Below are 26,355 nucleotides of genomic sequence, written 5' to 3' on the forward strand. Positions count from 1 at the left end.
CGTTAGAGCCGTTCGATGATCGTGACGTTGGCGGTGCCGCCGCCTTCGCACATCGTCTGCAGGCCGTAGCGGCCGCCGCGGCGCTCGAGCTCGTTGAGCATGGTGGTGAACAACTTGGCCCCGGTGGCACCGAGCGGGTGGCCCAGTGCGATCGCACCGCCGTTGGGGTTGACCTTCTCCGGGTCGGCCTTGGTCTCCTTGAGCCAGGCCATCACCACCGGCGCGAACGCCTCGTTGATCTCGACGACGTCGATGTCGTCGATCGTCAGGCCGGCCTTGTCGAGTGCGTACTTGGTCGCCGGGATCGGGCCGGTGAGCATGAACACCGGATCGGCGCCGCGGGCGCTGATGTGGTGGATGCGCGCCCGCGGAGTGAGCTTGTGGTCCTTGACGGCCTGCTCGCTGGCAAGGAGCACCGCGCTGGCGCCGTCGGAGATCTGGCTGGCCATGGCGGCGGTCAGGCGGCCACCCTCGCGCAGCGTCTTCAAGCTGGCCAGCTTCTCCAGGGTGGACTCGCGTGGGCCCTCGTCGGTGCGGAACTCGCCCACCGGGACGATCTCGTTCTCGAAGTTGCCGTTGCGGATGGCGGCGAAGGCCTTGTCGTGGCTGCCCTTGGAGAACTCTTCCATCTCCTCGCGGGACAGGCCCCACTTCTCGGCGATCATCTCCGCGCCGCGGAACTGTGAGATCTCCTGATCGCCGTAGCGGTGCAGCCAGTTCTCAGACTCGTTGGTCGGTGAGGTGAAGCCGAACTGCTCGGCGACGGTCATCGCCGACGAGATCGGGATGCGGCTCATGTTCTGCATGCCGCCGGCCAGAATGAGGTCTGCGGTACCCGCCATGATGGCTTGGGCGCCAAAGGAAATCGCCTGCTGGCTGGAGCCGCACTGGCGGTCGACGGTCACGCCCGGCACCTCTTCGGGGAACCCGGCCGCCAGCCAGGTGTTGCGGCCGATGTTGCCGGCCTGCGGGCCGATGGTGTCCAGGCAGCCGACGATCGCGTCCTCCACGGCGCCGGGGTCGACGTCGACCCGGTCGAAGATGCCGCGGAACGCCACCACGCCGAGGTCGATGGGATGGACGTGGGCCAGCGAACCGTTGCGCTTGCCGACCGCGGTGCGTACGGCGTCGATGACGTATGCCTGTGAAGCGGGGGCCATGTCGATCTCCTTACTTTGCGGCGGCTATTCCGCCGAGGACGATGGAAAGGTATTGGCGGCCAACCTCTTCGGCCGTCAGCGGGCCACCCGGCTGGTACCAACGCACGGAAACCCACGTGGTGTCCCGGATGAACCGGTACACCACGTCGACGTCGATGTCGGGCCGGAAGTAGCCCTGCTCGACGCCGGAGTTGAGCAGGTCGAGCCACATCTTGCGCTGCTCTTTGTTGCGAGCCTCGACGAAATCGAACTGCGGCAAGGTCGTCAGCCGTTTGGCTTCGTCCTGGTAGATCACCACCTGGGCGTGCCGGTCTTCGATTGCCTCGAAGGACGTCATGAACAGACCCTTCAACCGCTCCAACGGATTCGGCTCGGTGGTGATGATCTGCTGGTAACGGTCGAACAGCCAGTCCAGGAAGTCGCGCAGGACCTCCTCGACCATCTGCTCCTTGCTCTTGAAGTGGTGATAGAGGCTGCCGGACAGAATGCCCGCCGAGTCGGCGATGTCGCGCACAGTGGTCGCACGCAGGCCGCGCTCGGCGAACATCGTCGCGGCGAGCACCAGAAGCTCGTCGCGACGGCTGACCGGCTGCTCGGTCACGCGCGTTGACTCGATACCGAAATGATTTCGCCGGTCAGGTAACTCGAATAGTCACTGGCCAGGAACGCGATGGTGGCCGCCACCTCCCACGGCTCGGCGGCGCGGCCGAATGCCTCGCCCTCTGAGAGCCGGTCGAGCAGGTCGGCGGAGCTGGTCTTCTCCAGGAACTTGTGCCGCGCGATGCTCGGCGACACGGCGTTGATGCGCACCCCGTATTCGACGGCTTCGATTGCGCTGCATCGGGTCAGCGCCATCACGCCGGCCTTGGCGGCGGCGTAGTGCGACTGCGAATGCTGCGCCCGCCATCCGAGCACACTGGCGTTGTTGACGATCACACCGCCGTGACCGGCGTCGCGGAAGTACCGCAGCGCCGCGCGGGTCGCCCGCATCGTCGAGGTCAACGTGACGTTGAGCACCCGGTCCCATTCCTCGTCCGTCACGTCGATGACAGGAGTGGTGCCGCCGAGGCCGGCGTTGTTCACCAGCACGTCGAGGCGGCCCAGCCGCGCGGTGGTGGATGCGATCAGCGCGTCGACCTGAGCGGTCGACGTGACATCGCACACCACCGCTTCGACCCGGCCCAACCCCAATTCGGCCAGCTGGTCCCGGGTTTCACCGAGCCGGCGTTCGTGATGGTCGGAGACGACGACATCGGCACCTTCGAGCAGCGCGCGGCGCGCAGTAGACGATCCGATACCGGTACCCGCCGCCGCCGTCACGACGACGACCTTCCCGGTCAGCAGACCGTGGCCCGCGATCTCTTCGGGCACCTCCGACAATGACGCCACTAGCCCTTCGCCTCTCGAGGTAGGCCGAGCACCCGCTCGGCGATGATGTTGCGCTGGATCTCGTTGGACCCGCCGTAGATGGTGTCCGACCGGGAGAACAGGAACAGCCGCTGCCATTCGTCGAACTCGCCGCCATCCAGAAGCAGCCCGGAGCGGCCCTTGATGTCCATCGCCAGCTCGCCGAGATCGCGATGCCAGTTCGCCCACAACAGCTTCGACACGTTGTCTTGACCCGGCTGTTCCACGTCCATGGTTGCCAAGGCATAAGAGCGCATGGTCTGCAGCCCCGCCCACGACCGGGTGAGTCGCTCGCGGATCAGCGGATCGTCGATCGCACCGTTGGACTTGGCCAGCTCGGCGACACCGGAAAGCTCACGGGCATAACGGATCTGCTGGCCGAGAGTGGACACCCCGCGCTCGAAAGTCAGCAACCCCATCGCCACCCGCCAGCCGTCGCCCGGCTCGCCCACCACCAGACTCGCATCGGTGCGGGCATCGGTGAAGAAGACCTCGTTGAACTCCGAGTCGCCGGTCAGCTGAATGATCGGGCGGATCTCCACGCCCGGCTGATCGAGCGGCACCAGCAGGAAGGACAGGCCGGCGTGCCGCTTGGAGCCCTTTTCCGTGCGAACGACCACGAAGCACCACTGCGCCCAGTGCGCCAGCGAGGTCCACACCTTCTGCCCATTGATATGCCACTGCTGATCCTCACCGTCGAGGACGGCTGAGGTGGCGACGTTGGCCAAGTCACTGCCGGCGCCGGGCTCGGAATAGCCCTGCGACCACAGCTCGGTGACGTCGAGGATCCGCGGCAGGAACCGCTGCTGCTGCTCGGGGGTGCCGAACGCGATCAGGGTGGGCCCGAGCAGCTCCTCGCCGAGGTGGTTGACCTTGTCCGGGGCGTCGGCTTTGGCGTACTCCTCGTAGAACGCCACCCGGTGGGCGACCGACAGGCCGCGCCCGCCGTGCTCCACCGGCCAGCCCAGGCAGGTCAGGCCCGCTGCTGCAAGGTGCTGGTTCCAGGCCAACCGCTCCTCGAAGGATTCATGCTCGCGACCCGGGCCGCCGAGGCCTTTGAGTGCGGCATATTCACCGACCAGATTGTCGGCCAGCCACTCGCGGACCTCCGCCCGGAACTCCTCGACCGTGATCACCCTTGTAGGCTAACCTACCAAGCACTTGCTTTGTTAGCCCGGGACCGATGCACCGGGTATCAAGCCTTGAGGAGTCTCGATGACGAGCGCCCCGCGCACCACACCCGCGGTGCTGGACCGGATGGCTCTCGATTTCGCCGACCACGACGCACTGGTCACCGACGACCGCACGTTCACTTTCGCCGAGCTGCGCGACGAGGTCCGCCGGACGGCCGCCGCGATCATCGGGCTGGGCGTACAGCCCGGCGACAAGATCGCGATCTGGTCACCGAATACCTGGCATTGGGTGATCGCCTGCCTCGCCACGCAGTACGCCGGTGCGGTGATGGTGCCGCTGAACACGCGGTACACCGCTGACGAGGCATCCGACATCCTGGCCCGGACCCACGCACCGCTGCTGTTCGGCATGGGCCGGTTCCTGGGCGCCGACCGGGTTGGCGATCTCGATCGCGCCGCGCTGCCGGACCTCCGGCACATCGTGCGCATCCCGATCGACCAGACCGACGGCACCTGGGACGAGTTCCTCGCCGGCCCGCAGGTGCCGCTCTCGGAGGTCGACGCCCGGGCGGCGGCGGTACGCCCCGACGACCCGTCCGACGTGCTGTTCACTTCGGGCACCACCGGCCGCAGCAAAGGTGTGCTCTGCGCGCACCGGCAGTCACTGGCCGCCCCCGCGGCATGGGCCGAGTGCGGCCAGCTCACCAGCGCCGACCGCTACCTGTGCATCAACCCGTTCTTCCACAACTTCGGCTACAAGGCCGGCATCCTGGCCTGCCTGCAGACCGGCGCGACGCTGATCCCCCAGTTGACGTTCGACCCCGAGCAGGCCATGCGGGTGATCGCCGAGAAGCGCATCACCGTGGTGCCCGGGCCGCCGACCATCTTCCAGACGCTGCTGGATCACCCGAATCGCACGCAATACGACCTGAGCTCGCTGCGGTTCGCGGTGACCGGCGCGGCGACGGTGCCCGTCGTGCTGATCGAACGGATGCAGGCCGAGCTGGACTTCGACATCGTGCTGACCGCGTACGGGCTGACCGAGGCCAACGGATTCGGCACCATGTGCCGCGCCGACGACGACGCGGTCACCGTCGCCACCACCTGCGGACGGCCGATCGCCGATTTCGAGTTGCGCATCGATTCCCCAGACGACACCGGTGCCGGTGAGGTGCTGCTGCGCGGACCCAATGTGATGCTCGGCTATCTCGATGATCCTGCGGCGACGGCGGCCGCAATCGACAGCGACGGCTGGCTGCACACCGGCGATGTCGGCACCGTCGACGAGGCGGGGAACCTGCGCATCACCGACCGGCTCAAGGACATGTACATCTGTGGCGGTTTCAACGTCTACCCCGCCGAGATCGAGCAGGTACTGGCCCGGCTCGAGGGAGTCGCCGACGCCGCCGTGATCGGTGTGCCCGACGAACGCCTCGGTGAGGTCGGGCGGGCGTTCATCGTGCGCCGGCCGGACAGCGACCTCGACGAGCAGGCCGTGATCGACTACACCCGCAAGCACCTGGCCAATTTCAAGACCCCGCGCTCGGTGGTATTCGTGGCGGCACTGCCACGAAACCCCGGCGGCAAAGTGGTCAAACCCACACTGCGAGAGATGGTTTGATGGACCTGCACTACGACGACGCGACCGAAGAGTTCCGCACCGAGGTGCGGGACTTCCTGGCGGCCAACAAAGACTCGTTCCCGACGAAGTCCTACGACAACGCCGAAGGGTTCGAACAGCACCGGCGCTGGGATCGCATCCTGTTCGACGCAGGCCTGTCGGTCGTGACCTGGCCGGAGAAATACGGCGGCCGCGACGCCTCGCTGCTCCAATGGGTGGCCTATGAGGAGGAGTACTTCCGCGCAGGCGCGCCGGGACGCGCCAGCGCCAACGGCACCTCCATGCTGGGGCCGACCCTGTTCGCGCACGGCACCGAAGAACAACTGGACCGTGTCTTGCCGAAAATGGCCAGCGGCGAGGAGATCTGGGCGCAGGCCTGGTCGGAGCCGGAGTCCGGGAGCGACCTGGCGTCGCTGCGGTCCACGGCCACCCAGACCGACGGGGGCTGGCTGCTCAACGGCCAGAAAATCTGGAGCAGCCGCGCGCCGTTCGGTGACCGTGCCTTCGGGCTGTTCCGGTCCGACCCGAGCGCCGAGCGTCATCGCGGGCTGACCTACTTCATGTTCGACCTCAGGGCCGAAGGTGTGACGGTGCGCCCAATCGCGCAGCTCGGTGGCGACACCGGCTTCGGAGAAGTGTTCCTGGACAACGTCTTCGTCCCAGACGCCGACGTCATCGGCGCCGTGCACGACGGTTGGCGCGCCGCCATGAGCACGTCGAGCAACGAACGCGGTATGTCACTGCGCAGCCCGGCGCGGTTCCTCGCACCGGCTGAGCGTCTGGTGTCGGAGTGGCACGACCGTGGCGGTGACCCCGCGTTCGCCGACCGGGTAGCCGATGCCTGGATCAAGGCGCAGGCCTACCGGTTGCACACATTCGGCACCGTGACCCGGGTCGCCGAAGGCGGCGAACTGGGCGCCGAGTCGTCGGTGACCAAGGTGTTTTGGTCGGATCTCGACGTCGCACTGCACCAGACGGCGTTGGAATTGCGCGGCGCCGACGCCGAGCTGACCGACTCCTGGACCGAGGGCCTGCTGTTCGCGTTGGGTGGTCCGATTTACGCCGGCACCAACGAGATTCAGCGCAACATCATCGCCGAGCGTCTGCTCGGGCTGCCCCGAGAAAGCTCAGCGAGCGCAGGAGCGAAGAAATGAAATTCGCACTCGACGAACAGCAGCGGGACTTCGCCGCCAGTATCGACGCCGCACTGGGCGCCGCCGATGTCCCCGGCTCCGTCCGGGCGTGGGCACAGGGCGACACCGCACCCGCACGCAAGGTGTGGTCGGCGCTGACCGACCTCGGTGTGACCGCCCTCGCCGTTGCCGAGAAGTACGACGGCATCGAAGCGCATCCCGTCGACCTGGTGGTCGCCCTGGAGCGACTCGGCCGATGGAACGTTCCCGGTCCGGTCACGGAATCCATTGCGGTGGCGCCGATTCTGCTGGCCGATCAGGACGATTGGGCCGACCGTTCGGCTGCTCTGGCGTCCGGCGAGCTGATCGCCACGGTGGCATTGCCGCCGTCGGTGCCCCGCGCGGTCAACGCCGACTTCGCCGGACTGACCTTGCTGGCGCAGGAGGGTCGGGTCGGTGACGCCACCGTCGGAGACGGGCACTCCTCCGTCGACCCCAGTCGCACCCTGTTCGACGTCACCGCCGCAGACACCCGCGCCGCCGACGTGGCCCTGGCCTTTGAATACGGGGCGTTGGCGACCGCAGCGCAACTGGTCGGCGCCGCGCAGGCGATGCTGGACATGTCGGTCGAATACGCCAAGCAGCGCAGCCAATTCGGCCGCATCATCGGCAGTTACCAGGCGATCAAGCACAAGCTCGCCGACGTGCACATCGCGGTGGAGCTGGCCCGCCCCCTGGTCTACGGCGCGGCACTGTCGCTGGCCGACGGGTCCCCTGACACCGCACGCGACGTCAGCGCAGCCAAGGCGGCCGCCTCGGACGCCGCGCTGCTGGCGGCACGGTCCTCGCTACAGACCCACGGCGCAATCGGATTCACCTCCGAACACGACCTGTCACTGTGGCTGCTACGGGTGCAGGCGCTGCATTCGGCGTGGGGCGATCCGACCAGCCATCGTCGTCGAGTGCTGGAGGCGCTGACATGACATCCACCGAAGAACGGCAGATGCTGCGCGAGACCGTCGCAGCGCTGATCGACAAGCACGCCTCGCCCGCGGCGGTGCGCGACGCGATGGAGTCCGATCTCGGTTACGACGCATCGTTGTGGTCCAAGCTGTGCGAGCAGGTCGGCGTCGCCGCACTGGTGGTGCCCGAGGAACTCGGCGGTGCCGGCGGGGAATTGGCCGATGCCGCAGCAGTTCTCGAGGAGCTGGGTCGCGGCTTGGTCCCGACGCCACTGTTGGGAACGACACTGGCCGAGCTGGCCCTGCTCGCCGCGGACGAACCCGACACCGACACACTCGAGCAGCTCGCTGCGGGTGAGACCGTCGGCGCCGTGGTGTTCGACCCCGGATACGTGGTGAACGGCGACATCGCCGATGTGGTGGTCGGTATCGAAAGCGGTTCACTGACCCGGTGGAGTGACGTCAGCGCCGAAACAGTCCAGACCATGGACCCGACCCGCCGGCTGGCGCGCGTGTCCGCGGGATCAACCGACGTCATCGGCACCGATCCCGGCCTGGCCGACACCGCGTCGATCCTGCTGGCCGCCGAGCAGATCGGTGCGGCCACCCGCTGCCTGGAACTCACCGTCGCCTACACCAAGGAACGCGTGCAGTTCGGCCGCCCCATCGGCAGCTTCCAGGCGCTCAAACACCGGATGGCCGATCTGTACGTCGCGGTGCAGTCCGCCCGCGCCGTCGTCGAGGATGCCATTGCCGCACCGTCGCCGACATCGGCAGCGCTGGCCCGCCTGGCGGCCACCGAGGCGTTCACCAAGGTCGCCGGTGAAGCGATCCAGCTACACGGCGGAATCGCCATCACCTGGGAACACGACATCCAGCTGTACTTCAAGCGCGCGCACGGCAGCGCCCAGCTGCTCGGTCCGCTGTCGGACCAACTGCGCCAGCTCGAATCACAGGTGTTCTAGCCTGACTTCAGTGAAGTCCACCGCGGTCAACCTGCCCCATCCGATCGGCTACGTCCTCGGCGGGGGCGGCAGCCTGGGTGCAGTCCAGGTCGGCATGCTGCAGGCGCTGAGCGAGCGAGACCTGGGTCCCGACCTGGTGGCCGGCACCTCCGTCGGATCGATCAACGGGGCGGTGCTGGCGTCCGACCCGGTCGGGGCCGCCAACCGGTTGTCCCACGCGTGGGCGCGGATGACACGGGAGGAAGTGTTTCCCGGCGGCCTGATCGCCCAGGCGTTGCTGTTGCAACGGGTCAAGACCCACCTGTTCCCCAACACCGGGCTGGCAGCCGTCATCGCCGACTTCCTCGGCCCTACCACGGATTTCGCCGATCTCGTCCTGCCGTTCGCGGCCGTCGCCGTCGATGTCGCGACCGCGCAGCCCCATGTGCTTCGGCAGGGCCCGCTGCTGCCCGCGCTGCTGGCCAGCTCCGCCATACCCGGCATCTATCCGCCCGTCGAGCACGACGGCCTGCGGCTCTACGACGGCGGCGTGGTGGCCAACGTCCCGATGCGCCAGGCCGTCGCGATGGGCGCCCGCTCGCTTGTGGTGCTGGACTGCTTTTTCCCCGGTCAGCTGCCGCGCTCCACCGACACCATCGCCGACATCCTGCTCTACACCGCACTGGTGACCATGCATTCGCAGTCGGTATCCGAGGCGACGCTGGTGGCCGAGAACATCCCGGTGGTCTACCTGCCCGGACCCGCGCCGCGGCTGGTCTCGCCGCTGGACTTCACCCACACAGCCGAGCTGATCGAGGACGCCTACCTCTCGGCGCGACAGTTCCTCGACGAGCTTCACGTCGACGGACCCGGGCTGTACCGTCAGCGCCCGCCGGAGAAAGGTCCTCTAGCGTGAGTCCGGTGAACGATCACGTGGCGTCGCGGGCCGGCATCCCCCCGTTCTACGTCATGGACGTGTGGCTGGCCGCCGCCGAACGTCAACGCACCCACGGTGATCTGGTGAACCTGTCGGCCGGCCAACCCAGCGTCGGCGCTCCGGAACCGGTGCGCGCGGCAGCGGCGGCCGCCCTGGAGGCCAACCAGCTGGGCTACACCGTCGCCCTGGGCATCCCGGAGCTACGGCAGGCGATCGCCGGGTCCTACGCCGACCGCTACGGCGTGGACGTCAGCGCCGACGACGTGGTGGTCACCACCGGTTCCTCCGGCGGATTCCTGCTGGCATTCCTGGCTTGCTTCGACGCCGGCGACCGCGTGGCCATCGCCAGCCCGGGCTACCCTTGCTACCGCAACATCCTGTCCGCTCTGGGATGCGAGGTGGTGGAGATCCCGTGCGGGCCGGAGACGCGGTTCCAGCCGACGGTGCAGATGCTGGCCGAGCTGGATCCACCGGTGCAGGGTGTGATCGTGGCCAGCCCGGCCAACCCCACCGGCACGGTCATCCCGCCTGAGGAACTCGCGGCGATCGCCACCTGGTGCGACCAGACCGGGGCCAGGCTGATCAGCGACGAGGTGTACCACGGGCTGCTCTACCCCGGTGCACCGGAGACGTCGTGCGCCTGGCAGACGTCGCGTAATGCGGTTGTGGCGAACAGCTTTTCAAAGTACTTCGCGATGACGGGCTGGCGGCTGGGCTGGCTGCTGGTACCGCAGGAGCTGCGCCGCGCGGTGGATTGCCTCACCGGGAACTTCACGATCTGCCCGCCGGTGCTCCCGCAGTACGCCGCGGTGGCGGCGTTCACGCCGGAGGCCATCGCCGAAGCGGAGGGCCATCTGCACCACTACGCCGCCAACCGGGAGCGGCTGCTGACCGGTTTGCGTGATATCGGTGTGACCCGGCTGGCCCCCACCGACGGGGCGTTCTACGTCTACGCCGACGTCTCGGACTACACCTCGGATTCGTTGGCGTTCTGCGAAAAGCTGTTGGCCGACACCGGATTGGCGATCGCCCCGGGGGTCGACTTCGACACCGTGCGCGGCGGGTCGTTCGTACGGTTGTCGTTCGCCGGGCCGTCGAGCGACATCGAGGAGGCGCTGCGCCGGTTGGGACCCTGGCTTCGCTGACTTGTCGGTGGGTCGGGGTACCGTCGACCACATGTTCGAAAGTTTGTTCGAGTTCGACGCTGACGCCGACGAAGCAACGCTGCGTGGGATCGTCGCACAGCTCGAACAGCTGAAGGCCGCTGCAGCTGCCGCCCAGGCCCGCGCAACCGAAGCGTGGGCGACCAAGCGGCATGTGGCGGAAGCGGAAGCGGGTGTTCCGAAGCCGAAACGCGGCCGTGGACTGGCCAACGAGGTGGCTCTTGCTCGCCGCGTCGCCCCGACGCGGGGTGGCCAACACCTCGGGTTGGCGACCGCGCTTGTACGCGAAATGCCGCACACCCTTGCCGCGCTGGGATGTGGCGCACTCAACGAGTGGCGCGCGACAACGATCGTGCGCGAGTCAGCATGTCTTTCGATCGAGCATCGCCGGCAACTGGACGCCGAACTATGTAGCGATACTTCGGCACTCGAAGGCTGGGGTGACAAGCGGGTTGCCGCTGAGGCAAAGAAGATCGCCGTGCGACTGGACGCGCAAGCCGTTGTCGAACGCAGCGCCAAAGCGGCAGCCGATCGGTGCGTGTGGATCCGTCCCGCGCCGGACACTATGGCCTACGTAACGGTGTTGTTGCCCGTCGCGCAGGGGGTCGCCGTGTACGCCACAGTCAGACGACAGGCAGACATCACCTTCGACGGACGCTCCCGCGGTCAGGTCATGGCCGATACCGTGGTGGAGCGCGTCACCGGCAGACCCGCAGAACAGCCCGTACCCGTGTCGCTCAACCTGGTGATGGCCGATACCACCTTGGCTGGGGATGACAATGAGTCGGCATGGTTGGACGGCTACGGTCCGGTGCCCGCCGGATTCGCATGCAAGATGGTCGGCGACGCCGCTCTCGATGACAACGCCAGAACCACGTTGCGAAGGCTTTATCGGCATCCCGACAGCGGACAGCTGGTTGCGATGGAATCGCGTTCACGAATCTTTCCGAGAGGGTTGGCCGCGTTCATCGGACTGCGGGACCAAACGTGCCGAACGCCGTACTGCGACGCCCCTATTCGCCATCGGGATCATGCGCTACCGCACCGGGAATCCGGCAGTACGAGCGCGCTCAACGGCCTCGGGGAGTGCGAGGCGTGCAATTACGCCAAAGAGGCTCGCGGCTGGCGGGTACGTACTGCCGAGCGCGACGGCATGCATCAGGCCGACTTCACCACTCCGACCGGAGCCACGTATCGGTCCATCGCCCCACCGTTGCCCGGGCCGCCGATCCGAAAACGGCTCAGCATCATCGAGAGTCAGCTCAGCGTCGACCTGGTGACCTTCGACGCTGCCTGACGTCCTGTCAGCGGGCGCTCCAGCCGCCGTCCATCGTGTAGGAAGCGCCGGTCACCATCGCCGCGGCGGGCGACGCCAGCCAGCCGACCAGATCGGCGACCTCCTCGGGTTCGACCAGCCTTTTGATCGCGCTCTCGCTGAGCAGGATCGTCTCCAGCACTTCCTGCTCGTCGATGCCGTGGGTGCGGGCCTGGTCGGCGATCTGCTTGGTCACCAACGGAGTTCGCACATACCCGGGGTTGACGCAGTTGCTGGTCACGCCGTGCGGGCCGCCCTCGAGTGCGGTCACCTTGGACAGCCCCTCCAGCGCATGTTTGGCCGTCACGTAGGCGACCTTGAACTCCGAGGCACGCAACCCGTGGATGGACGAGATGTTGATGATCCGGCCGAACCCGCGCTCGTACATGACCGGCAACACGGCACGCACCAACAGGAACGGCGCCTCAACCATCAGTGCGATCAGCATCCGGAACTTGTCCGGCGGATAGTCGACGATCGGATCGATGACCTGCATGCCCGCATTGTTGACCAGGATGTCGAAGTCCAGGTGCAACTCTTCCAATGCTGTGACGTCGAGAAGATCCACCTCCCAAGCTTTTCCGCCGACTTCGGTGGCCAATTCGGCTGCCCCGGCACCGTCGATGTCGGCAACTGTGACTCGCGCCCCGCGAGCGGCCAGCTCGCGCGCGCACGCCGCGCCGATCCCACTGGCCGCCCCGGTGACCAGAGCCGAGCGCCCCTTCAGTGCAGTCATGCCGGCGCCGTCGCGGAGACTGCCCTGCTGTCGCGCTGGGCGTCGGCGGTGTCGATATCGGCAAGGTCGATGCCCTTGGTCTCCCGGGCGAACGCCAGCGCGATCAGGGTTATCACCGCGGCGCCCGCCAGATAGATCGCGATCGGCACCGCCGACTTGTAGATCTCCAACAGCTTCACCGCGATGATCGGCGCCAGCGATCCCGCGAAGATCGCGGTGACCTGATAGCCCAGGGACACACCGGAATACCGCATCCGGGTCGGGAACATCTCGGCCATCAGCGCCGGCTGTGGTGCGTACATCAGCGCATGGATGACCAGACCGAGAATGATCGAGCCCATGATCAACAGGTAGTGCCCGCTGTTCATCATCGGGAAGGCGAAGAAGCCCCACGCGCCGGCGCCCAGCGCTCCGAGGAGATACACCGGTTTGCGCCCGAAGCGGTCCGACAGCCGGCCGGCGTACGGGATCACCACGAAATGTACTGCGTGCGCGGCCAACAGCCACCACAAGATATCGCTCGTGTCGGCGTGCACCTGCACCTTGAGATAAGTGATCGAGAAGGTGACTACCAGGTAGTACATGATGTTCTCCGCGACGCGCAGCCCCATTGCGGTGAAAACCCCACGCGGATAACGCTTGACGACCTCGACGACACCGTACGAACTCGCCTTGATCTGCTCCGCCTCCCGCTGGGCCGCCACGAAGATCGGGGCGTCGGTGACCTTGGTCCGGATGTAGTAGCCGATCAGCACCACCACCGCCGACAGCCAGAAGCCGACCCGCCAGCCCCAGGACAGGAACGCGGTTTCGGACAGCGTGGTCGTCAACGTCAGCAGCACCACCGTGGCGAGGATATTGCCCACCGGGACGCCGGCTTGCGGCCAGCTGGCCCAGAATCCGCGCTCCCGGCTGGGACTGTGTTCGGCGACCAGCAGCACCGCGCCGCCCCACTCCCCGCCCACGGCGAAGCCCTGAAGGAAGCGCAGCACCACCAGAAGCGCGGGCGCCCAGTATCCGATCTGCCCGAAGGTCGGCAGGCAGCCCATCAAGAATGTCGATGCGCCGACGAGCACCAGGCTGAACTGCAGGAGTTTCTTCCGGCCGTATTTGTCGCCGAAATGGCCGAACACGATTCCACCGAGCGGTCGTGCGGCGAAGCCGACGGCATAGGTGATGAACGCCGCGAGGATCGCGTCGAGGTCGCTGGTCCCTTTGGCGAAGAAGATCTTGTTGAAGACCAGCGTGGCCGCGGTGCCGTAGAGGAAGAACTCGTACCACTCGACGACGGTGCCCGCCATCGAGGCAGCGACCACCTTGCGAAGGCCGCTCGTCACAGTGGTCACGCTCATCTGTCCCTCCTCGGTAACTCCATGCCCCCATGTGACGGCAGCCACACGTCGATGAGTATTAGCGCACGCCGCAGAGGGCGCAATGTCGAAATGCGCAGGAGCGGTCTGCGATTATGCAGATAAATCCGGGCTCGCGGCCGCTCGTCACCTCAGCAGATCGGCGGCCTTCTCGCCGATCATCATCGCGGCGGCGTTGGTGTTCACCGGCACGAGCCGCGGCATGATCGATGCGTCGGCCACCCGTACACCGGTCAGACCATGCACTCGCAGGTCCGGTCCGACCACCGCGTCGGCTCCGATTCCCATCGCGCAGGTGCCGACCGGGTGGTAGTAGGTGCCGGTGCCGCGAGCGACGAAAGCCCGGAGCGCCGCCTCATCGGTGACATCGGGCCCCGGCAGCACCTCACGTGCTCGCCACGGCGCGAACGGCTCTGTCGCCGCGATCTCGCGCGCCACCTCGACCCCGTGGACCATTCGCCGCACGTCGGATTCCGTCCCCAGGTAGTTGGGATCGATCAGTGGCGGTGTCACCGGGTCGGGTCCCGCCAGACGGATCGAACCACGCGCTTCCGGCACCGTCGCGACCCCGAGCGTGAAGCTGTTCGCCGGCGCGTCCAGATGCGGCGGATGAAACGGTACGTGGATGAACATGAGCTGCATGTCCGGGCCCGCAAGCGCCGCTGAGCTGCGCCACAGCAGCGACGTCTCGGCGTGGTTGGTCTGACCCGCCGGAATCGCCTGCGCAGCCTCGTAAACCACGCCACACAGCGGATGGTCGTGCAGGTTGCGACCGACGCCCGGCAGGTCATGGATGACCCCGACCCCGGCCGCGTGCAATTCCGCGGCGGGGCCGATACCCGACAGCAGCAGCAGGCGCGGCGAGTCCACGGCACCGGCACTGATGACCACCTCAGCCTCGGCGTACCCGGTCAGTTCTCGACCGCCCTGTACGAAATCGACACCGACGCAACGGTTTCCGACGAATCGCAGTCGGTGTGCGCGAGAGTCCGTCATGACGGTCAGGTTGGGCCTGTCCCGCGCGGGGTGCAGATAGGCGGCCGCGACGCTCTGCCTGGCGCCACCGGAGATCGACAGATCGTGCCAGCCGGCCCCCTCCGCGTCGGCCCCGTTGAAGTCCTCGGTCAGCGGGAACCCGGCGGCGATCGCGGCATCGAGGAACACCTTCGACAGCGGATTGGCCACTTTGGTCGCGGCAGGAGCGGGGAGCACCGGGCCGTCGGTGCCGCGGTAGCGTGGGTCCCCGCCCGGTACCGTCTCCATCCGGCGGAAGTAGGGCAGGACGGACGTGTAATCCCATCCGGTGCAACCGGCTTCTGCCCAGCTGTCGAAGTCGCTCGGGTGCCCCCGCAGGTACACCATCGCGTTGATGCTGCTACTGCCCCCCAGCGTGTGGCCACGCGGCCAGTTGTGGGCCGAGCCGACGGTGCCCGCCTGCGGAACGGTGGTGTAGGAGTAGTCGATCTCACTGCCCCACAACGTCGGCCATGCGGGCGGCGCGGCGATCTCGGGTTTGGTGTCGGCCGGCCCGGACTCGAGCAGCAACACCCGGACTGCCGGGTCCTCCGAGAGCCGGGCGGCGATCACCGACCCTGCCGATCCGGCGCCGACGATGACGTAGTCGTGGTTGATCAAGGCGTCGTAGTTGGTCAAAACGGAGTGCAACGGAACTTCCTTAGGCTGTGGTTGACGGTGTGGCCGGACCAGCGCGCGAGAGCGGCGCTACAGGTTGCGGTCGATGAGGGAGGAGGGTGTGTGCGGTCCGAACTGACCATCGGCGAGTTCGCCACGGTGACGCACCTGAGCGTGCGGACGCTGCGGCGCTACCACGAAGCCGGACTGCTCGAGCCCGCATCGGTCGACGCGGTCTCGGGTTACCGGTACTACGCGCCCGAACAGATCCCCACCGCTCAGGTGATCCATCAGCTCCGCCGGCTCGATCTGCCGCTCGCCGAGGTCCGGTCGATCCTGGCCACCGACGATCCGCAGGAACGGGCTGAGGTCATTGCGGGTCACCTGCGGCGACTGGAGGCCGAGTTGACCCGCACCCAGGCGGCTGTCGTATCGCTGCGTCGGCTGCTGCGTCCGGATCCCGCCGACGTTCATGTCGAGCTTCGGTCGGTGCCCGCCCGAACCGTCGCCGCGATCACCGAGCAAGCACGCCTCGGTGATTCGGTGCGCTGGTATGACGATGCGATGACCGAACTCGATGCGGCCTTTCCCCCGCCGGAACGCACCGGGCCGCCCGGCGGGCAGTACGCGAACGCACTGTTCGCGCACGGCGCCGGGGTGATGATGGTATTCCGGCCAGTCCGTACCCCACGACCATCCGGCCGGATCGAGGTCGTCGAGCTTCCGGCGGCGGACCTCGCCGTCGCGGTCCATTCCGGACCGCACGACGACATCGATGTGACCTACGGCCGTCTCGGCGCCTGGGTCGTCACGCATGCCCTTGCCGTCGACGGTCCGATTCACGAGACCTATGTGGTCGGACCCCGTGACACCGACGACTCGACCATGTGGCGGACAGAGATCGGCTGGCCGGTGTTTCAACTCGCCCCCGCACCGGGATAGTCGGCCGGTGGAAAGTCGGCGCCACGGGACAGCGACTCATGGGCGCGGACCTCGGCGAGCGAGTTCTCGAGCGTGGCAACGACGGCGTCGACCCCGCCGCTGCCGAGGATCAGCCGCCGGGGCGGTGAATCCTGGGCCATCGCAGCGATCACCGCGCGCACCCCACGCTGCGGGTCTCCCGGCTGAGTGCCGTTCTGCTCCACCATCACCGAGCGGACCTGCTCGAGCATCGGCCGGTAGTCGACAATGGATTCGGTGATCGGTTCGTCGTCGAAGCCGGCATAGGCGTGGGTGCGGAAGGCGCCCGGCTCGACGGCCATCACCTGAATGCCCAGCGGCGCAACCTCTTCGGCGAGTACCTCAGTGACCGCCTCGACAGCGAACTTCGTCGCACTGTAGTAGCCGAAGCCGGTGACGCCGCTGCGCCCAGCCACCGAGGACATGTTGACGATCCACCCGCTACGGCGGGCGCGCATACCGGGGAGCACCGCCCGGATGACGGAGAGCAGCGCGAAGAAGTTCAGCTCGAACATCGCGCGGACGTCGTCGTCCGCCATGCCTTCGATCGACCCGTACCAGCCGCGTCCGGCGTTGTTGACCAGAACATCTATTCCACCGGTGTGTTCCTCGGCCGCGCGGACGGTGGCCTGCACCTGGGCGGCATCGGTGACGTCGAGAGGCAGGACCAACACTCGGTCGCCGTGGGCCCGGGCCCAGTCATCGAGTTCCGCGGGCCGGCGTGCGGTGAGCACCACCCGGTCGCCGATCTCCAATGCCGCGTCGGCGTACGCCATTCCGAATCCACCGGGGGTGCCGCCGGTGATGAACCAGTTCTTCATCGTCAGGGCTCGATGACCAGTCGGCTGATGAGGTTGCCGTCCAGGGTGAACCGATAGTGCAGATCGGCTACCCCGCCGGGAAAGTCGCCTTCCAGGCGCTGGAGCACGTCGACGTGCTCGGCATCGGTCGCGGTGGCTCCGGTGAACTCGGTGGTGAAGGTGTACTCGTTGCCCGCACTGGCCAGCCAGGTTTCGATCGCCGCGCGGCCGTGCACGGTGTGGCCCTCGTCGGTGACCGCGGCGTCGGCGGTGAAGGTGGCGGTCGCGGCGGCCACGTCGCGGGTCCGGTGCGCGGTGAGGTACGTCCTGACCACGGCGGGAAGCGCATCCCAGGCCGTGGTGGTTTCGGTGTTATGCGTTGTCATAGCGTCACCCTGCGGCTTCCCCCAGGGGGAGGGTCAACCCCGCTTCATCCGGACCGCGGAATCGGCCGCGGTGATCTGCGACCATGCAGCTATGTCTGTGCCGCCCGCCCGTCCGAGCGCCGACGATCTGCTCGTGCTCTTGGCCGTCGGGCGCTCCGGCCGGTTCGTGACGGCCGCCGACGAACTCGGCCTCAACCACACCACGATCTCGCGGCGGATCGCTGCCCTGGAGCAGACCCTGGGCGGCCGGGTACTGGCGCGCGCTGCCGGCGGATGGGAGCTGACCGACCTCGGTCGCGACGCACTGGCGGCCGCCGAAACCATCGAGTCTGCGGTACGCGCGCTGGCCACGGACGCCGACGGATCCCGCTCACTGGAAGGAGTCGTCCGGCTGTCGGCGACCGATGGGTTCAGCGCCTACATCGCCGCCCCGGCCGCGGCCCAGATGCAACGCCGGCACCCCCGCGTCACCGTCGAGATCGTCACCGCGACACGGCGCGCGTCGCAACAGCGGTCGGGCCTCGACATCGAGGTGGTGGTCGGCGAGCCGCGGGTGCGCCGCGCCGTCGCGACCCGACTCGGCGACTACCGGCTCGGGCTCTACGGATCACATGACTATCTGTCCCGGCACGACTCCCCCGCCACCGTCGCCGAGCTGGCGCGCCACCGACTGGTGTACTTCATCGATTCCATGCTGCAGGTCGACGATCTGGACCTGGCGTCGAGTTTCGTTCCGGCGATGCAGGAATCGGTGACCTCGACCAACGTCTTCGTCCACGTCGAGGCGACCCGGGCGGCCGCCGGCCTTGGACTGCTGCCCTGCTTCATGGCCGACCGCCACGACGACCTGGTTCGGGTACTGCCCGACGAGGTCGCCGTCGATCTGAGCTACTGGCTGGTGGCGCGGGAGGAAACCTTGCGACGGCCCGAGGTCGGGGCGCTGGTCGAGGCGATCACGGTTCGCATGCGCGAGATGGCGGGCGCACTGAGCGGAAGTGTTGCGTGACAACGCCGGAGCTGGTGGGCTCATGCCATGCCCTTCATCGACCATGACCGCGGCCGCGCCTACTACCGGCACTGGGCCGCCGACCAGCCGCACGCGGCGGTCATCTTCCTGCACGGGTTCGGCGAGCACACCGGCGTCTACCACCGCCTGGGTTTCGCGCTGAACGCGGCCGGCATCGACTTGTGGGCCGTCGACCAATTCGGCCATGGGCTCTCGCCCGGCGAGCGCGGCGACTTCGGGTCGATCGAGGACAGCTCGGCACTGGCCGATTCGCTGACCGAACTGGCCCGGCAGCAGACTCCCGGGATTCCGCTGATCGCCCAGGGCCATTCGTTCGGCTCGGTGGTCACCCTGTTCCGCCTCCTGAAGGATCCGAAACAGTATGCGGCAGCGGTGATTTCGGGGTCTCCCCTGGTTCCGGTCCCCGAACTGCTCGGCGGCGACGCCGTCGAGCTCGACCCGAGCTGGCTGTCCGGCGACCCGTTCTACCTGGACTCGCTGGAGAACGACCCGTTGGCCTTCGTCGACGCCGACGGCGGCGCCCTGGCACGCGAACTCGACCGGGCCTGGGACCACTTCGGCGCCGAACTGCCGAAGCTGGCCGTCCCGACGCTGGCCATCCACGGCGAGCTCGATCCGATCGCCCCGGTGAGCGCGCTGCGCGCCTACGCCGAGCAGATCGAACCGTTACGGCTGCACGAGTTCCCGGGTGCGCATCACGACATCCTGAACGAGACGGTTCACCGAGAGGTGGCCGCGGCCATCGTCGACTTCATCGACGAGCAGCGTTAGAGCCAGGTGTCAGTCGTCGTGGTGGTGAGGAACGCGTCGAGGTCGTCGCGCCACTGCGCCGGGCTGTTCTTGTCCGGCTCGATGCCGGTGTACTCGCCGCGGTAGAACAGCAGCGGGCGCGGCTTCTTCTTCGGCACCTCGGACAGCGAGTGCACGGCACCGAACACCACGAAGTGGTCGCCGCCGTCGTGCACCGAATGCACGGTGCAGTCGATGTGAGCCAGCGTGCCGTCGATCACCGGTGAGCCGAGCTTGCTTGGGCTCCAGTCGATCCCACCGAACTTGTCCGGTTCCCTCGACCCGAACCGGGCCGACACGTCCTTCTGGTTCTCGTGCAGGACGTTGACGCAGAATTTCCCGCTGGCCTCGATGGCCGCCCAGGAGCGGGACAGCTTGGTCGGGCAGAACAGCACCAGCGGCGGCTCGAGGGACAGCGCCGCGAATGACTGGCAGGCGAAGCCGACCGGAGTGTCCTCGTGCACGGTCGTGATGATCGTGATGCCGGTACAGAACTGCCCGAGCACATGGCGGAACGTGCGAGGGTCGATCTCCGGGGACGCCATCGGCTACTTGAACCCGACGGAGAAGTCGTGGCCCCACAGGCTGACGGCGGTGCTCTCTCGGGCGATCCAGTCGTGATCGTCGACTTCGAGCCCCTCACAACCGAATTCGACGTCGAAGCCACCGGGGGTCTTCATGTAGAAGGACAGCATCTTGTCGTTGGTGTGCCTGCCGAGCGTCGCCGACATCTTCACCTTGCGGCGCAACGCACGGTCCAGGCACAAGCCGACGTCGTCGGAGTTCTCCACCTCGACCATCAGGTGCACGATGCCGGTCGGGTTCGGCATCGGCATGAACGCCAGCGCATGGTGGCGCGGGTTGCAGCCGTAGAACCGCAGCCAGACCGGGTCCCCGTCAGCCGGGCGACCGGCGATCTCCGGGGGCAGGCTCATCGAATCCCGCAGCTTGAATCCGAGCACGTCCTGATAGAACGCCTGCGCGGCGGCATCGTCGTCACAAGTGAGCACGACATGGCCGAGACCCTGTTCGGCGGTGACGAACTTGTGGCCATAGGGGCTGACGAACCGGCGACCGAGGTACTGCGCACCGTGGAACGCCTCAAGGGTGTTGCCCGCGGGATCGGAGAACCGGATCAGCCCCTCGACGCGTCGCTCGGATTTCTCCTCGCGGGTGCCTTCGACGAAGTCGACGCCCGCCTTGGCCAGGGTCTCGCGCAGAGTCTGCAGCGCCGGCGCATCGGCGACCTCCCAACCCGATATCAGCAGCCGGTCCTGCTCGCCGGGCACGATGACCAGTCGGGCGGCGAACTCGTCCATGCGGAGGTAGAGCGCGCCGGGGATGGCCCCGTCGCCTTCCACCATGCCGAGCACCTTGGTGCCGAAGTCTCGCCAGGCCGCCACGTCGGTGGCCTCAATCCGCATATAGCCGAGGGCTTTCAGCGTCATACCCCACCTCCGAGAAAAGTCGATCGTCAGCTTGTCGAACCGATTAGACCATCGTGTCGCCGAGCGGCAGCCCGAATTCCTGGTTGCCGAACATCACGTAGGCGCGCTCGGCATCGTTGGCGGCGTGCACCCGGCCGGCGTGCGCATCACGCCAGAACCGTTGCAGCGGAGTGTCGGTGCCCAGTGCGGTGGCCCCTGCACTCTCGAAGAGACGGTCGACGGACGCGATCGCCCGCTGGGTGGCGCGCACCTGGTCGCGGCGGGCCTTGGCGCGCAGCTCCAGCGGGATGTCCTGACCGTCGAGCAGCAACGCGTATTCGGTGGCGAGGTTGCCCGACAGCTGGGTCCAGGCCGCGTCGATGTCGCTGGCCGCTTCGGCGATGCGGACCTTGGCGAACGGGTCGTCCTTCGCTTTCTCGCCGGCGTAGGCGGCGCGCACGCGCTTGCCCTGATGCTCGACATGAGCGGCGTAGGCGCCGTACGCCATACCGACGATCGGGGTGGAGATGGTCGTGGGATGCATGGTGCCCCACGGCATCTTGTACACCGGCGCGGCATTGGTCTGCAGACCCGGCGACGCCAGGTCACCCATCGCCTTGAACGAGGTGAACCGGTGGCGGGGCACGAACACGTCCTTCATCACCAGGGTGTTGCTGCCGGTTCCCTTGAGCCCCACCACATGCCAGTCGTCCTCGATGCGGTAGTCGCTGATCGGGACCAGGAAGCTGCCGAAGTCGACCGGCCTGCCGTCCTTGATCACCGGGCCGCCGACGAACGTCCAGGTGGCGTGATCGCAACCCGACGACCAGTGCCATGCGCCGTTGACCAGATAGCCGCCGTCGACCACCACGCCGGCGCCCATCGGGGCGTACGACGAGGAGATCCGGACCGTGGGGTCGGCACTCCAGACGTCTTCCTGAGCCTGCTGATCGAAGTGCGCCAGATGCCAGTTGTGCACACCGAGGATGCCAGCCACCCAGCCGGTGGACCCGCAGGCGCTGGCCAGCCGTCGCACCGCCTCGTAGAACATCGTCGGGTCACTCTGCAGGCCGCCCCACTGCTCGGGCTGCAGCAGCTTGAAGAAGCCGACCTCGTCCAGCTCGGCGATCGTGGCCTCGGGGATCCGACGCAGGTCTTCGGTCTCCTGCGCGCGCTCGCGAAGCTTGGGCAACAGTTCATCGATGCCGGTGAGAACTGCGTTCGCGTCACGCTGTTGAATGGACGTCACTGCATGCCTCCCAGAGTGTGGTTCTGGACCCAAGACTAGAACACGTTACGATTTGTGTCGAGCAGGGCGAGCCTGCGGCTGGTAGCGATATGGAAAGCGATTTCTGTAACCTGTTCTAGTTAGGCGGAGGGAAGGCTGAACACCGTGACGCAGGTTCCACCCGACGAGCCGCTGGGCAGCCACGTGCTCGAGTTGGAAGTGACCGACGTGGTCGACGAAACCGACGACTCGCGATCGCTGGTGTTCGGCGTGCCCGCCGGTGCCGACATCCCGGCTGATCGGCTGCGCTACGCGCCCGGCCAGTTCCTGACCCTGCGCATCCCCAGCGACCGGACGGGGTCGGTGGCCCGCTGCTACTCCCTGTGCAGCTCGCCGTTCACCGACGACGCTCTGACCGTGACCGTCAAGCGCACCGTTGACGGCTACGCGTCGAATTGGCTGTGCGACCACGCGCACCGGGGGATGAAGATCCACGTGCTCGCACCGTCGGGAACCTTCGTGCCCAAGACCCTGGACACCGATTTCCTGCTGATCGCGGCGGGCAGCGGCATCACCCCGATGCTGGCCATCTGCAAGTCGGCCCTCTCGGAGGGCAGCGGCAAGGTGACCCTGCTCTACGCCAACCGCGACGAGCGTTCCGTGATCTTCGCCGGCACGCTGCGTGACCTGGCCGCCAAGTACCCCGACCGGCTGACGGTCGTGCACTGGCTGGAGTCGGTGCAGGGACTGCCCAGCACCGCGGCACTGAGCACCGTGATGGCGCCCTACACCGACCGGCAGGCGTTCATCTGCGGGCCGGGACCGTTCATGCAGGCCGCCGAACAAGCACTGGACTCGCTGCAGGTGCCGGCCAAGCAGGTGCACATCGAGGTGTTCCGCTCACTGGACACCGATCCGTTCGCCGCGGTGACGATCACCGACGACGGCGACGAACCGCCCGCGGAAGCCGTCGTCGAACTCGACGGACAGACCCACACCGTGTCGTGGCCGCGCAACGCCAAACTGCTCGACGTCCTGCTCGACAAAGGCCTCGACGTCCCGTTCTCCTGCCGCGAGGGGCACTGCGGGGCGTGCGCGGTGGTCAAGCGCAGCGGTGACGTGGAGATGGACATCAACGACGTCCTGGAGCCCAGCGACATCGACGAGGGGCTGATCCTGGCCTGCCAGGCGCGGCCGACCTCCGATTCCGTCGACGTCACGTACGACGAATAGCGAGGCGCTCGCTACCGCGGCAGGCCCAGCAGCCGTTCGCCGGCCATGGTCAGCAGGATCTGCTCGGTGCCACCGGCGATCGTCAGGCATCGGGTGTTGAGGAAGTCGTGGACGAATCCGTCGACGGTGAGGCCGCCCGACTCGGACAGCTCCTGGCGGAACTCGGCCAGCGCCTGCCGGTGCCGAACGCCAATCAGCTTGCGCGCGCTGGCTTCTGCGCTGGTGTCCTGTCCGCCGACCGCCAGCTGCGCGATGCGCTGATCGAGCAGCGAGCCGGCCTGCGCGGACAGGATCAGCTTGGCTGTCTGGTCCTGCAGCGCGGTGTCGAGTTCACGGGCGGCGACCGAGCGCAGCATCTCCTCCACCGGATTGCCCAGCGCGGTGCCCTGCGCCATCGCGACGCGCTCATTGGCCAGCGTGGTGCGGGCCAGCCGCCAGCCGTCGTTGACGGTGCCGACCACCATGTCGTCGGGCACGAAGACGTCGTCGAAGAAGACCTCGTTGAAGAGCTCGTCGCCGGTGATCTCCCGCAGCGGCCGCACCACGATGCCGGGCGAGCGCATGTCGATCAGGAAGTACGTGATGCCCTTGTGTTTCGGAGCGTCGGCGTCGGTGCGGGCCAGGCAGACACCCCAGTGCGCTTTCTGCGCGGCAGAGGTCCACACCTTCTGACCGGTGAGCTTCCAACCACCTTCGGCGCGAACAGCTTTCGTGCGCAGGGCGGCCAGGTCCGACCCGGCGCCGGGCTCACTGAACAGCTGGCACCAGATGATCTCGCCGCGCAGGGTGGCCGGTACGAACCGGTCGATCTGCGCAGGCGTCCCGCCCTCCAGGATCGTCGGCACCGCCCACCAGCCGATCACCAGATCAGGGCGCTGCACGTCAGCCTTGGCCATCTCGGAATCGATGAGCAGCTGCTCGGCCGGTGACGCCTCCCGGCCATAGGGCTTGGGCCAGTGCGGCGCGAGCAGACCGGAGTCGGCCAGCGCGGGCCGACGCTGATCCGCCGGCAGCTTGGCCACCTCCGCGACCGCGGCGGCGATCTCAGGCTGCAGGTGCGCGACGGAGTCCAGGTCGATGTGCAGCTCGCGGCGCACCCCGTCCAGCGTCAGCGCGGCGACCCGGCGCAGCCACGCCGGCCGGCCACCGAGGATCTGGCCGATGCTGTAGGCGCGACGCAGGTAGAGATGGGCGTCGTGCTCCCAGGTGATGCCGATGCCGCCGAGCACCTGGATGCAGTCTTTGGCGTTGGCGGTGGCCGCCTCGATACCGATCGCGGCGGCGATCGCGGCGGCGATCGACAGCTGCTGGGAATCCTGACCGGCAGCCGCGACCGCGGCATCGGCCGCCGCCACGGACGCCTGCTGGGAACGCAGCAGCATCTCGGCGCACATGTGCTTGATGGCCTGGAAGCTGCCGATCGGCTTGCCGAACTGCTCGCGCACCTTGGCGTAGTCCACGGCGGTGTCCAGCGTCCAGCGGGCCACCCCCGCGGTCTCGGCGGCCAGCACGGTCGCGGCCAGGTCCTCGAACCGGCGCCGCGCGACGGCCAGCGTGGTGGCGGGAACCGAATTCAGCGTCACCCGGCCCAAGGGGCGGGAAAAGTCGGTGGCCGCCAACAGCTCGACCGAAACCCCGTCGGCTCCGGCGTCGACGACGACGACCTCGTCACCCACCGGCAGCAGCAGTACTCCCGAGGTGTCGGCGCCGAGCACGAAATCGGCGGTACCCGAGATCTGATCACCGTCTTTGCGCAGGTCGGCAGCCAGCGCCAGGCCGGCGGTGGCCTCACCCGAAGCCAGCGCTTCGAGCAGGTCGGCATCGGTGACCACCAGCGTGGCGACCGCCGTCGTCGCGACCGGTCCGGGGACCAGCGCCCGCGCCGCCTCCTCGACCATTGCGCACAAGTCCTGGATGGAACCGCCGGCGCCACCGGCCTCCTCGGCCACCGCGACACCGAACAAGCCCAGCTCGGCGAGCCCTCGATACACCGGGCGCCACGCGTCGGGCGTGCCGTGGTCGACGTCGCGAACAGCGGCCAGGGCGCCGGAGGAGGCCGCCCAGCTGCGGACCAACTCGCGGGCGGCAAACTGTTCGTCGGTGATGGTCGCAGACACCCGCGGCTCCTAAAGGTCACAAAGAACGGGCGCTGAAAAACTTCTCGGCCCACTAGAACGTGTTCTAATAGTGCCAGCGATCAACAGTCAAGTCGACCGGCATCGCAGCAGGACACGCGGCTGTCCCAGGGGAGGCAGAGGTGCGCGACGCGGTGTAGCGATGCGTATCGTTTCTCCCAGAACAGCCTTGGAAGGAGCTAGCCGACCCATGTCATCGCCAGCGCAGAAATCGACGGCCGGCGGTGCAGGTTCGCAGCCACGTGAGGTGATACCGGTGTCCGTACTCGCCGAATCAGAGCTCGGATCCGAGGCGCAGCGCGAACGCCGTAAGCGCATCCTCGACGCCACCATGGCGATCGCCTCCAAGGGCGGATACGAGGCCGTGCAGATGCGTGCGGTGGCCGACCGTGCCGACGTGGCGGTCGGCACGCTGTACCGCTACTTCCCGTCGAAGGTGCACCTGCTGGTGTCGGCGCTGGCCCGCGAGTTCGAGCGCATCGACGCCAAGACCGACCGGACCGCGGTGGCCGGCGGCTCACCCTTCCACCGGCTCAGCTTCATGGTGAGCAAGCTGAACCGGGCCATGCAGCGCAACCCGCTGCTGACCGAGGCCATGACGCGGGCCTACGTGTTCGCCGACGCCTCGGCCGCAGGTGAAGTTGATCACGTGGAGAAGATCATCGACAGCATGTTCGCGCGCGCCATGAGCGACGGCGAACCGACCGAAGATCAGTACCACATCGCCCGGGTCATCTCCGATGTGTGGCTGTCGAACCTGTTGGCCTGGCTGACCCGACGGGCCTCGGCGACCGACGTCAGCAAACGGCTCGATCTCGCAGTGCGGCTGCTGATCGGCGACGACGGCGAGTCCTAGG

General features: G+C 67.5%; 25 protein-coding genes. 12 read left to right on the forward strand and 13 right to left on the reverse strand.

The annotated features are described in order from the left end of the window. Positions 1–2: 2 nt before the first annotated feature. The 4 genes from fadA6 to ipdE1 are packed head-to-tail and all read right to left on the reverse strand — an operon-like array spanning position 3 to position 3,703. The gene (gene fadA6 / locus AB4879_RS12265; protein WP_102807295.1) at positions 3–1,160 is read right to left on the reverse strand and encodes a steroid 3-ketoacyl-CoA thiolase FadA6; all 1,158 of its coding nucleotides are present in this window, start codon (positions 1,158–1,160) and stop codon (positions 3–5) included. Positions 1,161–1,170: 10 nt separating this feature from the next. Next, positions 1,171–1,776: a TetR family transcriptional regulator KstR2 gene (kstR2, locus tag AB4879_RS12270; protein WP_370507894.1), complete on the reverse strand. Its 606-nt coding sequence runs from the start codon at positions 1,774–1,776 to the stop codon at positions 1,171–1,173. Beyond that, entirely contained in the window at positions 1,758–2,549 is a 792-nt protein-coding gene (gene ipdF / locus AB4879_RS12275; protein ID WP_102807296.1) for a (5R,7aS)-5-hydroxy-7a-methyl-1-oxo-2,3,5,6,7,7a-hexahydro-1H-indene-carboxyl-CoA reductase, read from the reverse strand. Before ipdF ends, kstR2 begins: the two co-directional genes overlap by 19 nt. Continuing rightward, complete coding sequence (gene ipdE1 / locus AB4879_RS12280) at positions 2,549–3,703, reverse strand: acyl-CoA dehydrogenase IpdE1 (protein WP_370507788.1); 1,155 nt, start codon at positions 3,701–3,703, stop codon at positions 2,549–2,551. The genes ipdF and ipdE1 overlap by 1 nt, the downstream gene beginning before the upstream one ends. 79 nt (positions 3,704–3,782) lie before the next feature. Between ipdE1 and fadD3 the strand changes: the two genes are divergently transcribed. The 7 genes from fadD3 to AB4879_RS12315 are packed head-to-tail and all read left to right on the forward strand — an operon-like array spanning position 3,783 to position 11,757. Next, on the forward strand, positions 3,783–5,321 hold the full coding sequence (gene fadD3 / locus AB4879_RS12285; protein ID WP_370507789.1) for a 3-((3aS,4S,7aS)-7a-methyl-1,5-dioxo-octahydro-1H-inden-4-yl)propanoate--CoA ligase FadD3: 1,539 nt from the start codon (positions 3,783–3,785) through the stop codon (positions 5,319–5,321). Next, the gene (locus AB4879_RS12290; protein WP_370507790.1) at positions 5,321–6,475 is read left to right on the forward strand and encodes an acyl-CoA dehydrogenase family protein; all 1,155 of its coding nucleotides are present in this window, start codon (positions 5,321–5,323) and stop codon (positions 6,473–6,475) included. The genes fadD3 and AB4879_RS12290 overlap by 1 nt, the downstream gene beginning before the upstream one ends. After that, positions 6,472–7,437, forward strand: a complete 966-nt coding sequence (locus tag AB4879_RS12295; protein WP_370507791.1) for an acyl-CoA dehydrogenase family protein — start codon at positions 6,472–6,474, stop codon at positions 7,435–7,437. The genes AB4879_RS12290 and AB4879_RS12295 overlap by 4 nt, the downstream gene beginning before the upstream one ends. Beyond that, complete coding sequence (locus AB4879_RS12300; protein WP_370507792.1) at positions 7,434–8,381, forward strand: acyl-CoA dehydrogenase family protein; 948 nt, start codon at positions 7,434–7,436, stop codon at positions 8,379–8,381. Before AB4879_RS12295 ends, AB4879_RS12300 begins: the two co-directional genes overlap by 4 nt. A 10-nt stretch (positions 8,382–8,391) precedes the next feature. Then, a complete protein-coding gene (locus AB4879_RS12305; RefSeq protein WP_370507793.1) occupies positions 8,392–9,276 on the forward strand; it encodes a patatin-like phospholipase family protein in 885 nt (294 codons plus the stop codon). A 5-nt stretch (positions 9,277–9,281) separates the two neighbouring features. Then, complete coding sequence (locus AB4879_RS12310; RefSeq protein WP_370507794.1) at positions 9,282–10,442, forward strand: pyridoxal phosphate-dependent aminotransferase; 1,161 nt, start codon at positions 9,282–9,284, stop codon at positions 10,440–10,442. A 31-nt stretch (positions 10,443–10,473) separates the two neighbouring features. Further along, a complete protein-coding gene (locus AB4879_RS12315) occupies positions 10,474–11,757 on the forward strand; it encodes a DUF222 domain-containing protein (protein WP_370507795.1) in 1,284 nt (427 codons plus the stop codon). 7 nt (positions 11,758–11,764) lie between these two features. Here the strand turns inward: AB4879_RS12315 and AB4879_RS12320 are convergent, their stop codons facing one another. The 3 genes from AB4879_RS12320 to AB4879_RS12330 all read right to left on the reverse strand — a co-directional run bounded on the left by AB4879_RS12320 (position 11,765) and on the right by AB4879_RS12330 (position 15,546). Beyond that, positions 11,765–12,511 (reverse strand): 3-hydroxybutyrate dehydrogenase, encoded by a 747-nt coding sequence (locus AB4879_RS12320; RefSeq protein WP_370507796.1) that lies wholly within the window; start codon positions 12,509–12,511, stop codon positions 11,765–11,767. Beyond that, on the reverse strand, positions 12,508–13,863 hold the full coding sequence (locus AB4879_RS12325; RefSeq protein ID WP_370507797.1) for an MFS transporter: 1,356 nt from the start codon (positions 13,861–13,863) through the stop codon (positions 12,508–12,510). The genes AB4879_RS12320 and AB4879_RS12325 overlap by 4 nt, the downstream gene beginning before the upstream one ends. Positions 13,864–14,007: 144 nt before the next feature. Further along, positions 14,008–15,546 (reverse strand): GMC family oxidoreductase, encoded by a 1,539-nt coding sequence (locus AB4879_RS12330; RefSeq protein ID WP_370507798.1) that lies wholly within the window; start codon positions 15,544–15,546, stop codon positions 14,008–14,010. A 90-nt stretch (positions 15,547–15,636) separates the two neighbouring features. Between AB4879_RS12330 and AB4879_RS12335 the strand changes: the two genes are divergently transcribed. Next, entirely contained in the window at positions 15,637–16,455 is an 819-nt protein-coding gene (locus tag AB4879_RS12335; RefSeq protein ID WP_370507799.1) for a MerR family transcriptional regulator, read from the forward strand. Here AB4879_RS12335 and AB4879_RS12340 read toward each other — a convergent pair. Both AB4879_RS12340 and AB4879_RS12345 read right to left on the reverse strand, forming a co-directional pair. Beyond that, on the reverse strand, positions 16,431–17,294 hold the full coding sequence (locus tag AB4879_RS12340) for an oxidoreductase (RefSeq protein WP_370507800.1): 864 nt from the start codon (positions 17,292–17,294) through the stop codon (positions 16,431–16,433). The two genes, AB4879_RS12335 and AB4879_RS12340, sit on opposite strands and share 25 nt — an antisense overlap. A 2-nt stretch (positions 17,295–17,296) precedes the next feature. Further along, positions 17,297–17,659, reverse strand: a complete 363-nt coding sequence (locus tag AB4879_RS12345) for a nuclear transport factor 2 family protein (RefSeq protein ID WP_370507801.1) — start codon at positions 17,657–17,659, stop codon at positions 17,297–17,299. 91 nt (positions 17,660–17,750) lie between these two features. On the opposite strand from AB4879_RS12345, the gene AB4879_RS12350 reads away from it, so the two are divergent. Next, a complete protein-coding gene (locus AB4879_RS12350) occupies positions 17,751–18,665 on the forward strand; it encodes a LysR family transcriptional regulator (RefSeq protein WP_370507802.1) in 915 nt (304 codons plus the stop codon). Between the two features lie 27 nt (positions 18,666–18,692). Next, positions 18,693–19,457, forward strand: coding sequence for an alpha/beta fold hydrolase (locus AB4879_RS12355; RefSeq protein WP_102807309.1), 765 nt, complete (start codon positions 18,693–18,695; stop codon positions 19,455–19,457). On the opposite strand, the gene hsaB is transcribed toward AB4879_RS12355, so the two are convergent. Genes hsaB through hsaA form a run of 3 tightly spaced genes read right to left on the reverse strand, consistent with a single transcriptional unit; the run spans position 19,454 to position 22,151 of the window. Further along, entirely contained in the window at positions 19,454–20,020 is a 567-nt protein-coding gene (hsaB, locus tag AB4879_RS12360; RefSeq protein ID WP_370507803.1) for a 3-hydroxy-9,10-secoandrosta-1,3,5(10)-triene-9,17-dione monooxygenase reductase subunit, read from the reverse strand. The two genes, AB4879_RS12355 and hsaB, sit on opposite strands and share 4 nt — an antisense overlap. Before the next feature lie 3 nt (positions 20,021–20,023). Continuing rightward, on the reverse strand, positions 20,024–20,923 hold the full coding sequence (gene hsaC, locus AB4879_RS12365) for an iron-dependent extradiol dioxygenase HsaC (RefSeq protein WP_370507804.1): 900 nt from the start codon (positions 20,921–20,923) through the stop codon (positions 20,024–20,026). 43 nt (positions 20,924–20,966) lie between these two features. Further along, a complete protein-coding gene (gene hsaA, locus AB4879_RS12370) occupies positions 20,967–22,151 on the reverse strand; it encodes a 3-hydroxy-9,10-secoandrosta-1,3,5(10)-triene-9,17-dione monooxygenase oxygenase subunit (protein ID WP_370507805.1) in 1,185 nt (394 codons plus the stop codon). A 144-nt stretch (positions 22,152–22,295) separates the two neighbouring features. Between hsaA and AB4879_RS12375 the strand changes: the two genes are divergently transcribed. Then, positions 22,296–23,363 (forward strand): 2Fe-2S iron-sulfur cluster-binding protein, encoded by a 1,068-nt coding sequence (locus AB4879_RS12375; RefSeq protein ID WP_370507806.1) that lies wholly within the window; start codon positions 22,296–22,298, stop codon positions 23,361–23,363. A gap of 11 nt (positions 23,364–23,374) precedes the next feature. Here AB4879_RS12375 and AB4879_RS12380 read toward each other — a convergent pair whose 3' ends face one another. Further along, a complete protein-coding gene (locus AB4879_RS12380; RefSeq protein WP_370507807.1) occupies positions 23,375–25,480 on the reverse strand; it encodes an acyl-CoA dehydrogenase in 2,106 nt (701 codons plus the stop codon). 274 nt (positions 25,481–25,754) lie between these two features. Between AB4879_RS12380 and kstR the strand changes: the two genes are divergently transcribed. Then, on the forward strand, positions 25,755–26,354 hold the full coding sequence (kstR, locus tag AB4879_RS12385) for a cholesterol catabolism transcriptional regulator KstR (protein ID WP_199189876.1): 600 nt from the start codon (positions 25,755–25,757) through the stop codon (positions 26,352–26,354). Position 26,355 lies beyond the last annotated feature (1 nt).

Source organism: Mycobacterium sp. SA01 (assembly GCF_041287105.1).
Lineage (GTDB): Bacteria > Actinomycetota > Actinomycetes > Mycobacteriales > Mycobacteriaceae > Mycobacterium.